Source organism: Pseudoalteromonas arctica (genome assembly GCF_012927645.1).
GTDB lineage: Bacteria > Pseudomonadota > Gammaproteobacteria > Enterobacterales > Alteromonadaceae > Pseudoalteromonas > Pseudoalteromonas arctica_A.
The window spans coordinates 188,361-203,183 of the sequence record NZ_JABBMT010000002.1; the positions used below are offsets into that span (position 1 = coordinate 188,361).

The 14,823-nt window shown below is 40.5% G+C and carries 12 protein-coding genes; 9 read left to right on the top strand and 3 right to left on the bottom strand.

Going from position 1 to position 14,823, the window contains the following annotated elements:
- Positions 1 to 127: 127 nt before the first annotated feature.
- Positions 128 to 2,920: a TonB-dependent receptor gene (locus HHO47_RS02415; protein ID WP_169018540.1), complete on the bottom strand. Its 2,793-nt coding sequence runs from the start codon at positions 2,918 to 2,920 to the stop codon at positions 128 to 130.
- A gap of 398 nt (positions 2,921 to 3,318) precedes the next feature.
- On the opposite strand from HHO47_RS02415, the gene HHO47_RS02420 reads away from it, so the two are divergent.
- Positions 3,319 to 4,059, top strand: coding sequence for a copper homeostasis protein CutC (locus HHO47_RS02420; protein WP_169018542.1), 741 nt, complete (start codon positions 3,319 to 3,321; stop codon positions 4,057 to 4,059).
- Entirely contained in the window at positions 4,052 to 4,927 is an 876-nt protein-coding gene (locus HHO47_RS02425; RefSeq protein WP_169018544.1) for a BadF/BadG/BcrA/BcrD ATPase family protein, read from the top strand. Before HHO47_RS02420 ends, HHO47_RS02425 begins: the two co-directional genes overlap by 8 nt.
- Here HHO47_RS02425 and HHO47_RS02430 read toward each other — a convergent pair.
- Complete coding sequence (locus HHO47_RS02430; protein WP_169018546.1) at positions 4,924 to 5,649, bottom strand: AraC family transcriptional regulator; 726 nt, start codon at positions 5,647 to 5,649, stop codon at positions 4,924 to 4,926. The two genes, HHO47_RS02425 and HHO47_RS02430, sit on opposite strands and share 4 nt — an antisense overlap.
- Before the next feature lie 164 nt (positions 5,650 to 5,813).
- Between HHO47_RS02430 and HHO47_RS02435 the strand changes: the two genes are divergently transcribed.
- From HHO47_RS02435 to HHO47_RS02465, 7 genes are all read left to right on the top strand, one after another.
- Positions 5,814 to 6,974 carry a Gfo/Idh/MocA family protein gene (locus HHO47_RS02435; protein WP_169018548.1) on the top strand — a complete coding sequence of 387 codons (1,161 nt, stop codon included), beginning with the start codon at positions 5,814 to 5,816 and terminating at the stop codon, positions 6,972 to 6,974.
- A 3-nt stretch (positions 6,975 to 6,977) separates the two neighbouring features.
- Complete coding sequence (locus HHO47_RS02440) at positions 6,978 to 8,030, top strand: sugar phosphate isomerase/epimerase family protein (RefSeq protein ID WP_169018550.1); 1,053 nt, start codon at positions 6,978 to 6,980, stop codon at positions 8,028 to 8,030.
- A gap of 18 nt (positions 8,031 to 8,048) precedes the next feature.
- On the top strand, positions 8,049 to 9,263 hold the full coding sequence (locus tag HHO47_RS02445) for an MFS transporter (protein ID WP_169018552.1): 1,215 nt from the start codon (positions 8,049 to 8,051) through the stop codon (positions 9,261 to 9,263).
- Positions 9,264 to 9,300: 37 nt separating this feature from the next.
- A complete protein-coding gene (locus HHO47_RS02450) occupies positions 9,301 to 9,993 on the top strand; it encodes a 3-keto-disaccharide hydrolase (protein ID WP_169018554.1) in 693 nt (230 codons plus the stop codon).
- A gap of 2 nt (positions 9,994 to 9,995) precedes the next feature.
- Complete coding sequence (locus tag HHO47_RS02455) at positions 9,996 to 11,675, top strand: GMC family oxidoreductase (protein ID WP_169018556.1); 1,680 nt, start codon at positions 9,996 to 9,998, stop codon at positions 11,673 to 11,675.
- Between the two features lies 1 nt (position 11,676).
- Complete coding sequence (locus tag HHO47_RS02460) at positions 11,677 to 12,438, top strand: gluconate 2-dehydrogenase subunit 3 family protein (RefSeq protein ID WP_169018557.1); 762 nt, start codon at positions 11,677 to 11,679, stop codon at positions 12,436 to 12,438.
- Positions 12,439 to 12,510: 72 nt separating this feature from the next.
- Positions 12,511 to 13,383 carry a sugar phosphate isomerase/epimerase family protein gene (locus tag HHO47_RS02465; RefSeq protein ID WP_169018559.1) on the top strand — a complete coding sequence of 291 codons (873 nt, stop codon included), beginning with the start codon at positions 12,511 to 12,513 and terminating at the stop codon, positions 13,381 to 13,383.
- Between the two features lie 268 nt (positions 13,384 to 13,651).
- Here the strand turns inward: HHO47_RS02465 and rnd are convergent, their stop codons facing one another.
- Positions 13,652 to 14,782 (bottom strand): ribonuclease D, encoded by a 1,131-nt coding sequence (rnd, locus tag HHO47_RS02470; RefSeq protein ID WP_169018564.1) that lies wholly within the window; start codon positions 14,780 to 14,782, stop codon positions 13,652 to 13,654.
- Positions 14,783 to 14,823 lie beyond the last annotated feature (41 nt).

Consider the following 14,823-nt stretch of genomic DNA (forward strand, 5'->3'; position numbering starts at 1 on the left):
TAGCTCAGCGCCTAATTTTCATTTTGCATTACCTTTTACTGTAATAGCTACTCAACTAACAAAATAGCGTAGCAAAGTAGCACTTTCAAACAATAATCACGCTAATATAAGCAGGTTATTTTTTAATTTAAAAACTATAATTGGCACCTAAATAAAACCTCCGCCCTGAATACTGATTATAGGTAAACCTATTCTCTTGCTTCCAGTACCCTTGTTCAACTTCTTCTGTTAAATTAACAACTGAAGCTGTTAATGACAGTTGTTCAGTTAAATTATAAGCCGCATTCAAGTCTAACTGACCATAATCTTTGGTGTACATATTATAACCTTGATGGATACCATTAGCGCGATCATCTTTCCAGTTGTAAGAAGCGCGAATACTAAAATCATCATTTTCATAATAAACCGATAAGTTGTATTGATGTTTAGCTGTGCCAGGAATTTCAGCATCTGTTTTCTGACCATTGGTTGATACTTGACTCGTGCTTGTATCTGTAAAAGTATAGTTTGCTAACACCCCAAAGCCACTCTCGAATGAATGTTGAAAAAACAACTCTACACCTGCTGATTGAGCTTCGCCACCGCCCACTTTAGTATTCATTTCTACTTCAATCGGGCCATTACAACAATCATGTTCTCGCTCAACTATTTCAACAATAGAGATAGGTAAATTAGCAATATCTTTAGTAAAGTAGGTCGCACCTAAAGCAGAGCCTTCACCGTAATACCATTCAATGCCTAAATCAAACTGATCAGAAATCATTGGATCTAGGCCTGTATTTGCAGATGTGCCAGTCCCTCGTCCTGTCCATGAATCTGGTGAGTTAATATTAACTGGTGGGCCATACGACTCAGCTTGACTCAAATCAGAATAGCTTACACGCGACATCGTTCTTGCCGCTGCAAACCGCACAACCACATCATTATTCACATCCCAAGCAAGATTAAAACTTGGTAGTAACTCACCATCATCGCTGCTGCGTTCATTAGCCGTAGTGTCATTATTATCTTGGCCAATAACTTCATTATACGTAAGCGTACTTAAATCAGTATTGACATAGCGTACACCGAGATTGCCTCGAAAGTCCTGCCATTGGAAATTACCTTGTGCATAAACAGACCAAATATTTTCTTCAAGTGTATATGTCCCGCCTAACGATGGCACAACGGTTTGCGTAAAGTTATTACGTAGATAGCTATCTAATGCTGCAAAATCAAATGCTAAAAAGTTAAAAGCGCCCGTGTTTCCGGCACTGTTATCAACCACATTATCGCTTACTAACGTTTCTGGATCAGGATGAAAATCTGGGTTATGGAACCATTCGTTACCAGATAAATAACCTCGATAGCCACCGTTGTCAGCGATACCATCATCCCAGCGAAAATCATTTTTAATCCCCTTAATTTCATGACTACGGTATTTTGCCCCAACAAAAAAGGTGGTAAAAATCCCTGTATCAATATCATATTGCAGATCGGCTTGTGCGTAATCTTCAGTATCTTTATTTTCAGAAGAGTAAGAATCAAACCAGTCATAATATTGATAAGCTTGTTTATCTGACGCTAGATCGGTCGAGACTTCATAGCTTGGTTTACCACCCTCGATTGACCACAACCAGCTATTTACAGATCCCTGACGCGCATCAATATTGGCATAGGTTTCCCGTGAGGTTCCGCCTTCGGCCTCTGTATGACCTACTTTAAAAGTAGCTGTAAATATGTCCCCATAATATTTGGCTTCAAAATCAAAACTATCTGATTTAGACCCACCAATCCTTTCCCTCCCTGTTAATTGAGGAGACAATAAACCACGCCGAACGGCTTCACCATCATTGACATCAGCATCCCCCCAGTTATTGTCATTAAGTAAACCATTATCTGCATTACCGTACCCTACGACCGTATCACCGTCTAATACAACACCGTAATAGGGGTTGTGATTGTCATTCCATTCAGCAAACATTATGCTCTGCGAGGATAAATTATAATCTAATTTTGCACCAAAATAGTTCAGGTTTAAGTCTAATCTATCTGTAGGCGCCCACTGGATAGCTACTTGATACCCATCGCGTGTGCGATCTTCTTTTGAGTTATCAACACTCATTGCCCGAGGTGCCCATACATTGTTGTAAACTTCACCAGATGCTTGGTCAACAATAGCTGGGCGCTCTGCCCCTTCAACAGTGTCAGAGTGAAAGCGCCAGTGTGAAGCATTATTAGTAATAGTTGTTACCGTTTTATCTTGGCGAGTAAACCCAGCAAGCACACCAAAATTTTCATCATCGTTTTTCCATGAATATAGCACATTCACTTGTGGCTTGATGTCTTCAGAAACATCATCATAAGTTGCCTCTAAGCTAAGTGCGCCTGAGCTCGCCTCCATATCTAACGGTTTTCGTGTATGTAATATTACAGTACCGCCGATACCACCTTCATCAATGCGAGCTTCTGCACTTTTAAATACTTCTACACTACTAATCATACTGGATGGCAACAATGTATAATTAAAACTTCGAGTAGGTACACCAGCACCAGAAGAAGCAATATAATTGCCATTTAACTGTGTCAGGGTCCAATCTGGTGATGTACCGCGAATACTGACTCGACTGCCTTCACCACCATCACGGTCTATCAGTACACCGGGCACCCGTTGCAGTGAATCTGCGACGTTTTTATCTGGAAATTTACCAATATCTTCAGCTGTTATCGCATCAACCGTTGCAGCTGAAAGACGCTTAATTGCAAGGTTTTGCGCTGCTGATGAGCGTATGCCACGAACTTCGATTACTTCAAATTCATTATCAACCTCTTGCTGTTGAGCAATTGCTATGTTACTTGATGATAATACAGCTATACACAGTGCTGTCTTTTTAAAATTATCACTAAATCGCGATCCATTACTGGTTTTGGTTTTACTCATGTAAATTTCCTTTATTATTGTGTGTTTAGTTAAATTTATTGACATTAAGCCCTCATGAAAAACGATTTCTGTAATACTCAAAACATATAGCAGAGGGTAAATGGCTTGTTAAACTACATTTTAAGAATAGGGTTCTGTTAAAGAAAGGTGATAATAGAAATTCGGTTGCCTCTAGGACAAAATCGGCGTTAAGGTTAAAAAAAGATCCAATCGGTGCTGAGCTAGTTTATAGTCATCTACTTAAATTCATAGCATATAAAAATACTTTCTGTATTGATAAAATGTATAAATTTTAAGTAAGCAACTGATTTATAATTAAGTTTTATTTATTCTAATAGTGTTTACTATTGTTAAATATTTTATTGTTAACAGCACCGCTGGTATTTTGGAACGAAACAATGGGTAAAAATTTAGAAATCTGTTTGAATGCCGATGATCATATTCAGTTAGCTGATAATGTAAAAACCGCATTCACTGCTGGCGCCTCTAGAATTGAACTTTGCAGTACAATGCAACTTGAAGGGCTCACTCCTAGTGCAACAGCAATGACTATTGCAGCTCATGCAATGCCCTCACAAGGCGAGTTGCTTATCATGATACGACCTGTTGCTAATCAATTTATTGTTGATGCAACAATACTGAAGCTAATGCTCACTCAAATAGCACACGCGGCGCACGCAGGTGCTACCGGTGTTGTATTTGGTGCGCTAAACGCCAATGACGTTGATATTGCGGCTACCACAGCGCTCATTGCCTGCGCACATAAATATAATTTAGTAACGACATTTCATCGCGCTTTTGATTGTATAGAAGACAGCGAAAAGGCAATTGCCCTATTAACTGAATTGGGGGTTGATCGTATCCTCACAAATGGTACTAAATGGACTGATAATAAAGGCGTTATGCAAGGTCTTAATCATTTACAAACGATCATTAACCATGCCAATGATCATATAGAAATTGTTATTGGTGGTGGCGTAACCATAGATAATGCAAGTACACTTTGGCAACTTACCAATAATAATTTAGTGTCACTACATGCCTACTCCAGTGTACACAACAAGGATGGCTGTGTGGATCCGTTATTAATTAATGCAATTTTAAATCAACGAACTAACAAGCAGGCTAAAAATGACTAACCACTCTCAATCTCCCCTGTATTTAGGTATTGATGGCGGCGGCACAAAATGCCGAGTCAGGCTTGAAAACGCACAAGGCATCCTACTTGCTGAGGCAGTAAGCGGTGCAGCAAATATTGCAACCTCCGTTGAAGTCGCGCAGCAATCCATTATTGATGCAGCAACACAGGCATTACAACAGGCTGGCTTAGGACTCTCAACACTCAGTGCAATTTATGCCTATGCGGGACTCGCTGGCGCAGGCATTGCCGGTGCAAATAAAAAGATGGCACAATGGCAGCATCCATTTGCACAATTCAACTTTTCAACTGACTTACACATTGCCTGCCAAGGTGCCCATGGTGATAACTGTGGTGCGATTATTATTTTAGGTACTGGCTTTTGTGCAGGAGCAATAAAAAACGGTAACGTTATTGAATTAGGAGGCCATGGGTTATTATTAAGTGATGGCGCAAGCGGAGGCTGGATTGGTTTAACTTTATTTCGTTATGCGCTAGAGGTGTTAGATAGCTTATCTCCCTCAAGCCCATTAATAAATACCTTATTGGCACAGCTTAATTGTGATACAAGTAACCAACTGACTGAATTAGCACTCAATGCTAAACCCGCTTACTTTGCCGGTTTTGCGCCTTTAGTTTTCGCAATGCAAGATGACCCTTGGGCCATTATTATTTTAGAGCAAGCTGCGCGCTATATTACCCGTTATATCGATCATTTAGTTAGCCACGGCTATCACAACATTACATTAATGGGAGGCACAGCCAATAAAATTACTCCTTGGTTATCAACAAAAGCACAAGGTTATCTATGTGATGCGCACTACCGGCCCGAACAAGGCGCTATTCAATTAGCTAAACGGCTAGCTTAGGGCTCAGTTTGGGCGCGCATTTGAGAGGGGATCTCACCAAATAAGCGTCTGAATTGTTTACTAAAATAGCTAGGCTCAGAAAAACCACATTGATAGGCTATTTGTGAAATTGGTAAACGAGTTTCAACTAGTAGCTTCCGTGCGTTTTCTAAACGTATTTCGTTAATAAATTGATTAGGTGTTTTTGCTAAATGTTTTTTAAATCGTCGCTCTAACGCACTTACCGATAGATGAGCAAGCTCGGCAAGTTCTTCAATACAGATATTGCGATGATAGTGTTCACGTATATAATTTACAGGCTCTTCAATCGCTCTAACATGCGACAAAGCCTTTGATGTTTTTTGTAAATGCCGTGTAACGCCATAGGTGCCCAGTATTTGACCATCGTCAGCTAAAATTGCTTTTTTGGACGTTGAAAACCAGGCTAATTCACCATTTGAGGTTTGGTTTAGTTCCAAACGATCAGTAACTACATAGCCATTCATTACACGTTTATCATCATTGACGTATTGAAATGCTAAATGTTTAGATGAAAAATCAAAATCAGTTTTCAGTAAAATTTGCTCTAATGACTTATACCCTTGATGCTCAATAAAATGCTGATTTGCATAAAGAATTCTACTCTCAGAATCCTTCACCCAAAACAAAATATCGGGTAATAAGTCAAATGCCGCGATCAGTTGATTTACGCCCGCTTTATTTATGATCCCTTGCACTTCCATAATTAATATATTCTATCAATATGAATTTATAATAATACATAAAACGCCGATTTTATTGCATTGTCAACCGAATTTTTATTATCCCTTACGCTGTTCATTCCCTATTATCAATAACATGATATTAACTAAACTCAGTAGACGATTACTGACATGGAGCTTTATTCATGAATAATGCCAAAATCCGCATGGGGATGGTAGGTGGTGCACAAGGTGCTTTTATCGGTGCAATCCATCGTATTGCTGCACGCTTAGATGGCTTAATTGAGTTAGTCGCAGGCTCCTTTAGTTCAGACCCAACACGCAGCCAAGCTACTGCTGTAATGCTAGGGATCAATCCAACTCGTTGCTATGACAGCTACCAACAAATGTTTAGCGAAGAAGCTAAGTTACCTGCCGATCAACGAATTGATTTTGTGGCAATTGTGACGCCAAATCATTTACATTTCCCAATTGCAAAGTGTGCGATTGAAGCAGGTTTTCACGTTTTATCAGATAAGCCAGCCACCCTAAATTTAGCACAAGCGCTGTTATTAGAAAAAGCTCTGCAAGACAGTGATTGTTTATATGGATTAACTCATACCTACACTGGTTACCCGATGATCAAAGAAGCGCGCCAACGTATTACTGATGGCGAGCTGGGCACTATTCGTAAAATTATTGTTGAGTACAGTCAAGGCTGGCTTGCCACCAGCGAAGATGAAAATGCCAAACAAGCCAAATGGCGTTTAGATGCTGATAAGGCCGGTATTAGTTGTTGTATAGCTGATATAGGAGTGCATGCTGCAAATTTAGCTGAATACGTGAGCGGCCTTGAAATAACCGCATTATGCGCTGACTTGAACCATGTTGTTGCAGGCAGAACTCTCGACGACGACGGCACCGTTTTACTGCGCTTTAACAACGACTCTAAGGGAGTACTTCTTACCAGCCAAGTTGCATTAGGAGAAGAAAACAATCTTAACCTACGTATTTACGGCGACCAAGCAAGCCTTGAGTGGTCACAAATGGAACCAAATAGTTTATGGCTCAAAAGTCATAACGCGCCAACCACTTTATTACGTGCGGGTGTTGGCCTAAAAAGTACTGCGGCGCAAAACTCACTGCGAACACCTGCAGGTCATCCAGAAGGATACCTTGAAGCATTTGCCAATATCTATGTCAATTTTGCAAAACAAATTCACGCAAAAAAAGCCGGATACTCAGCATCCAACAGTAAATTCGACGTGCCTGGTATTAAAGAGGCAATTCGCGGAATGGCATTTATTGAAAATGCTGTAGCTGCGTCGAGCAAAGACACTAAGTGGCACCCATTTAAAATTGGATAAAAAATGAAACAAATTAAAGGTCCAGCGATCTTCTTAGCACAATTCATCAGCGATGAAGCTCCTTTCAACAGCTTTACCACTATTTGTCAGTGGGCAGCAAATTTAGGCTATAAAGCTATTCAGCTACCAACTTCAAATGCTCGTATTTTCGATTTAGAAAAAGCAGCCCAAAGCCAAGATTATTGCGATGAAGTGACTAGTATTGCTGCGCAGGCAGGGCTTACAATTTCAGAATTATCAACACATTTACAAGGGCAGCTTATAGCCGTTCATCCGGCGTATGATGAAATGTTTGACAATTTTGCCCCTCAAGCACTACGCGGTGATCCTATAGCCAGAACGCAATGGGCCATCAATCAGTTAATGATGGCCGCTAAAGCCAGTAAAAATTTGGGCTTGAAAAGCCATGTGACTTTTTCAGGCGCACTACTGTGGCATACTTTTTATCCTTGGCCGCAGCGTCCAAAAGGACTTGTAGAGCAAGGGTTCCAAGAACTTGCGAAACGTTGGCTGCCAATTCTCGACTACTTTGATGAAATGGATGTGGATGTTTGCTATGAGCTTCACCCAGGGGAAGATTTACATGATGGCGTAACGTTTGAGCGATTTTTAGCTGCGACAAATAATCATCCACGGGTGAATATTCTTTATGATCCCAGCCATTTTATTTTACAACAACTAGACTATTTATCCTTTATTGATATTTATCATCCACGTATAAAAGCATTTCACGTTAAGGATGCAGAGTTTAATCCAAATGGTCGCAGCGGTATTTATGGTGGCTATCAAGATTGGCAAGACCGTCCAGGTCGGTTTCGCTCCTTGGGTGATGGTCAAATTGATTTCAAAAGTATCTTCAGCAAATTAACGCAGTATGGTTTTGATAGCTGGGCAGTTCTAGAGTGGGAATGTTGTATTAAACATCCTGAAGATGGGGCGAAAGAAGGCGCACAATTTATAAAAGAGCATTTGATCCGCCCTACGGCTAAAGCATTTGATGACTTTAGCGCAATGGACACAAATGTGCAGCGAAATAAGCGGATATTAGGTATTTAATAAACAGGATCACACACAATGAATAACAACAATAATCGTATTATTTTTCGGCTTTGCTGCATTGCATTAATTGTCACATCAATGACTTTCGCAATAAGGGCTGGCGTGTTAGGACAACTAGGCGAGCAATTCGGCCTCACTGGTACACAGCTAGGCTGGGTAAATGCCATGGCATTTTTAGGATTTCCGGTTGCGACCATGCTCGGGGGTATCATTTATAACGCGATTGGCGCTAAAAAGTTGGTTGCATTAGCGTTTATTTGTCACCTAGGTGGACTTATTTTAACTATCACTGCTGATGGTTTTTGGGGATTACTGATCTCTACCTTTTTAATTGGCTTTGCCAATGGATCGGTTGAAGCCGGTTGTAATCCACTGATCGCCCAAATGTTCCCTAAAAATACCACCACTATGTTAAACCGCTTTCATGTTTGGTTTCCTGGCGGGATCGTAATTGGTGCATTAGCTTCAAATGCAATGACATCCGTTGGCTTCAGCTGGCAATGGCAAGTTTCGCTGATCCTTGTGCCCACCATTATTTATGGTGCGATGATGCTTAAAGCGCAATTCCCACAGTTTGATACACAGCAAAATTCAACCTCCAGCAACTTAAAACACTTACTCTCGCCACTGTATTTATTTCTCATTATTTGCATGACACTGACAGCCGTGACCGAATTTGGCACACAGCAATGGATTGAGCAAATCCTTGGTTCGTCAGGCGCTTCACCTATGGTTATTTTAGCTTTGATCACCGGATTGATGGCATTAGGTCGGTTTTTTGCGGGCCCGATTGTGCACCGCTTTAGCCCATCGGGTGTCCTACTGGGATCGGCCATTTTTTCAACACTAGGGATATTTTTAATGAGCCAAGCTCAAGGTAATATCATCTACCTTGCCGCAGCACTGTTTGCCGTTGGCGTTACTTATTTTTGGCCAACCATGATCGGTTGTGTTGCTGAGTATGCCCCAAAAACAGGTGCACTTGGCATGTCATTAATCGGTGGAGCCGGCATGTTTGCAATGAGTATCTGGAACCCTGTTATAGGGCATTGGATTGATAATGCTCGAACGCAAGCACAAACAAAAAGTATCAGTGTAGAACAAGTTGAAGTGCTCGCAGGACAAGCTGTATTGCAAAATCTACTGGTTTTTCCAATTGTCCTGATCATTATATTTATTGGTCTTCATCTGTTTATAACAAAAAGTAAAAACGTTAAAAAGTACGTTTAATAGCAATAAGTAACACACAAAAAATAAGGGGTATTATATGCTTAAATCAATCTTGATGTTGTCAATTGCACTGGCTTTTAGTAGCTGTGCTGTTGCTAAGACACCAGATAACCAACTTTCTAAAGAAGAACAATCAACTGGCTGGCAATTATTGTTCAACGGCAAAGATATGTCGCACTGGCGCAATTTCAAAAGTGAGACACTTAGTCCAAAATGGACTATAGACAATGGCGCAATGTTACTCACTAAAGGCGGCGGCGACATACTCACTAAAAAAGTCTATCGCAATTTTGATTTAAAACTAGATTGGAAAATTAGCAAAGTTGGCAACAGTGGTATTTTTGTTCTTGCCGATGAGCAAGGGAAATATATTTACTCGCACGCCCCTGAAATCCAAATTATAGATAACGAACGCCATTCAGATACGAAAATAGACTCTCATTTATCTGGCTCTATTTATGATTTAGTTACGCCCCCTACTTCAGCTCACAAATCTGCAACTGAGTGGAACACGGTACGTATTAGAATGCTTAATGATCATTTACAAGTTTGGCAAAATGATGTCAGCACTGCCAGTATTGTTGTGGGTAGTAGTACTTGGAATACCTTGGTTAAAAACAGTAAATTTGCAACTTGGTCTAACTTCGCAACAGCAAAGAAAGGTCGTATAGGTTTACAGGATCATGGTGACAAAGTGTGGTTTAAAAATATAAAAATTAAGGAATTATAAGCATGTCTACATTTGATCATAAAGTACTGGTTGTTGGCTCCGGCGCAGGTGGCGCAATGGCCGCTTATACCTTAACTAAACTAGGCCATAAGGTATTATTACTTGAAGCGGGCCGCGATTACGATCCAAAAAAAGAAAGCCCAATGTTTCGTCGTAACAATGAAGCTCCCTTAATGGGCGCAGGAAATAAAGACAAAAACTTTGGCTTTTACGATGCAACCATTGATGGGGGCTGGCAAGTTCCTGATGAGCCTTATACTAACGCCAAAGGCACTGATTTTTATTGGTGGCGTGCGCGCATGTTAGGCGGTAGAACTAATCACTGGGGACGTTACTCATTACGCTTTAGTGAACATGATTTTAAAGGTAAAAGCCAAGATGGCAACGGTGCAGATTGGCCATTCAGCTATGATGATATCGCACCATGGTACGACATCACGGAAGAACTAGTGGGTATTTGCGGCACCAATACCGGCCTTGATGATATGCCGCCATCAGCTCCGGGGGTATTACAGCCACCACCAACGCCGCGAATTCCTGAATTGCTTATTGCTGCCAGTGCGAAAAAACTGGGTATTGCAGCCGTGCCTATGCACAGAGCAGTATTAACTCGGCCCAGAGATGATCGTATGGCGTGCTTTTATGCAACACCTTGTGGCCATGGTTGCTCTATCGGCGCGGCATTTCAAACCACCACCTCATTACTGCCAATGGCAAAAGCAACTGGGAATTTAGAAATAATTACTGATGCAATGGTAAAATCCGTGGCTGTTAATGATGATGGTAAAGTAACGGGTGTTACTTATATAGATAAGCAAACCGTAACTGAAAAAACACTGACAGCAGATATCGTGATCCTTGCCGCTAGTGCCTGTGAATCCGCCCGTATTTTGCTAAATTCAAAACACGCCAAGCATCCTAAAGGTTTAGCTAACTCAAGTGGCCAAGTAGGTCGTAACTTGATGGATTCAACCGGTGCATGGCTTGGTGCGCAAATTCCAGCATTAAAAGGTCGTCCACGTTATAACGAAGATGGCCACACTGGGAACCATTTATTTATTCCTTGGTGGGGACACAAAGCGCATGCTAAAGGTGAGCTTGATTTTCCTCGCGGTTATCACTTTGAGATCAGCAGTGGTTTTAATCAACCTGGCTCTGGAGTATCTGGCGATAAACGTGGTTATGGTATTGCACTAAAACAACAAGTTCGTGATGCCTACGGATCTTATGTTGGCTTTGCGCTGCGCGGAGAAATGCTCCCCAACGATGATACCTACATGGAAATTGATGAAAGTGTTAAAGATAAATGGGGTATTCCGGTTTCGAAATTTCATTTTAAATGGTCTGATCGTGAACTAAAACAAATTGAGCACGGCTTAAAAACAGCGAAACAGATCCTTGAAAATATGGGTGCTACCATTGGAGAATTACCTACTGCTGAAAAAGCAATTTCAAAAGGCGGTGAGATCATTCATGAAGTAGGCACCACTCGCATGGGCAGCTCAGCAAAGGATTCTGTAACCAATCAATGGGGTCAAACATGGGATTGCGACAACTTATTTGTCATGGATGCTGGAGTATTTCCCTCTAACCCACATAAAAATTGCACATTAACAATCATGACATTGGCAATGCGTAATTCAACTTGGATAGCCAAACAAATAGAACAAGGAGCCCTGTAACATGCATAATGAAGATCGTGTTGACTCATATAAATATATTTCCGGCATGACACGTCGTGAATCGTTAAAGTGGCTTGGTTTGTTAGCCGCAGGCTCCGCTGTATCACTTTCAGCTGGGTGTAGTAAGGCGCTAGAAGAGACAATTAGTGATAAAGGACATTGGCCTGATTTAGACTTACAACCCATTACAGCGAAAGGCTATGGTACTGATCCCAATATGGTTATGCCACCACAATCACCTTGGCCATTAACATTAACTCAAGCACAATTAAATTTAGTTGCGGTATTAGCTGATCACATCGTGCCTAGCGAGGGTAACAATCCCAGTGCAACAGAGGTAAATGTACCGAGTGTAATTGATGAATGGGTAAGCTCACCTTATAACGGTCAACAAAAAGACCGCGTTACTATTTTACACGGCTTAGCATGGATCGATGATGAAGCAGTGCTGCGTTATAAAGCACCATTTGTCGCATTGAAAAAAGAGCAACAAACAGCCATCTTAAATGATATTGCTTATTTTGATAATGAAACCCCGCCGCAGTTTCAACGTATTGGTAATGCTTTTTTACGTTTTAAAAACCTCGTACTTGGTGCCTACTTTTGTACACCGCAAGGTTGTAAAGATATTGGCTATTTAGGTAATGTGCCTATTGCAGGTGATTACCCTGGACCTACTGACGAAGCTAGGGCCCATTTAGATAGCATTTTAGCTGAACTGGGTTTGACCGAGTATGCTTATCAAGATTCAGTAGCCAGTTAACACAAAGCTATTTTTTAGCTAGCCCAGCCCTAAGCAGGGAACTATTCCCTGCTTTTTCTTGTAGGTGTTTTTATGTTCAAAATCAAATTATCATTTAATTATGTTACTTCAATTCTGTTTATTTTTTGTGTTTTAAACTCGCTGTCTGTCTATGCAAAAACAAACAAACAATTACTCCCCGTTAGTGTTCAGCTTTGGTCAGTTAAAGAGGCCTTAAAAGCGGATTTTGATGGCACCCTCTCATCTCTTGCTGATATGGGCTTTCAAGGTGTGGAATTTGCAGGTGACTTTGGGCCTTATAAAAACAATCCAAGTGCACTGAAAAACAAGCTCGCTAAGCTAAATTTAGTCGCCAGTAGCGCACATATCGGCTTTGATTCCTTAACGGATGACACCTTAACAGACACATTATTGTTTTATAAAACCCTTGGCGTCTCTATTTTATTTGTACCTTGGGATGAAAGAGCTTGGCAGCCACAAGGAATTACCTCTCTCACCGAACAGCTCATTCAGGTTAATGAAATCGCTCAGCGCTATGCTATGCACATCGGTTTTCACAACCATAATAAGGAGTTTAATCAATTCAAAAACGCGACATACTGGGACGCTATTGCCAGTAATACGCCAAATACCCTGCCACTGCAACTTGATATAGGTTGGGTATATTACGCAGGAAAAGATCCTGAATATTTCATTAAAAAATACCCAGGACGAACACTGGCAACCCACTTAAAAGTTCGCACCCACCCTAACGATGGTTTAAGTCCTATATTAGGTGAAAATGATTATCCATGGCAAAAAATAATTGAGACGCTAATTGTTGATGGCGCCACTCAGTGGCTAGTCGTTGAGCAAGAAGAATATCCCGATGGGTTAACACCAATGCAAAGCGTGGCTAAATCTAAAGTTAATTTAGATAAGATCCTCGCTAAAATGAGCAAATAAAGTAAACCTAGATCATTGATAAAATAACTTATTATACCAATCGTGTTAAGTTACTGACCATTTATAGCGACAGATCAATACAGTGATAACAAGGCATAAATTTTGACATACCCTTGTTCTACCTGAAAAATTATAACGCAGTTAGTGCTTTATTTAGCTCGCTAGAATAGTTAAATATTTAAGTCGATTGGTATTACCCCCGCTGACACAAACCATAGGGACTAACAATAGTACATTAGCTATCTTAGTCCCTATGAACTCTTAATAATTATACATCCCATTCTTTCAGTGTGTCTTTTAAGTATTCATAACGCCATGAGTTAAGTAAATCGGGCTTTGGAGTCTGTTCACGCTCAGCGCTGGTTAACTTCCAATTCCAACTGATCAACTGGTTGATTTGCTTTTTAGATGCAAACACATCTTCTGGAATAGCCTGTTTTTTAGCAACTGCAGTGATTTTTTGTTTAATTTCTTTGGCTACTTTTTTATAACTTGGAAAGTCAATCAGTCGTCTTAGCGGCTCAGGAAAATCTGCAACAGGGATCACTTTAGCTTTTTCAATACACTTTAAGATTTCAACGCCCGAGCGGTTAACTTCTATGCTATCGACTTCTGGCACATTACGCATTGTTGTTAAACTCGTAGGTTTTCGTTTTGCCAATTCAACCAAGCAATGCTCTTTTAATACAAAGTTAAGCGCTAAGTTTTTACGTATCGCTTTGTTACGACGCCAAGCAGCAAGCTCTCTTAATACAGCAAGATCAGCAGGTTTTAATTGCCAAGCATTTTTAATGTCTCGATACAGATGTTCATCCGGTGTTTGATAAGCCCGTTTTTGTGCAATCAACTCACTTTCATTGATCACAATATCAAAGAAACCAGCATCGTTGATTTGTTCAATAATAATTTTAAAGCACGGTAATAAATAAAATACATCAGCTGCAGCGTAATCGAATTGTTTAATTGTTAGCGGACGCTGTAACCAATTGGTCCGTGATTCGCTTTTGTCGATTTCAATATCGAGTAAATTTTTTACCATATGAGCAAAGCCCATGCAGTTGCCATTGCCTAATAACTGCAAAGCAAACTGACTATCAAATAAAGGGGCTGGTACAAAGCCTGCGTATTTTTGAAATACCTCAATATCTTCCGACGGTGAATGCAAGACTTTTAACACTGCAGGATCACGTAAAACCTGCCAAAAATCAAACAATGATAACTCCGCTAGCGGATCGATTAATGCTAAATGCTCGCCGTCATAAACTTGAATAAGGGCAACTTCTGGATACAAAGTACGACGACGCATAAATTCTGTATCAATTGCTAAGATGGGTTTGTTACGGATATGCTCTACAAACACATTTAATTGATTTTGGGTTTGGATCAATTGATATTGCACTTAATCTCCTACAATAAAAAAGCCGACATAGGTCGGCTTTT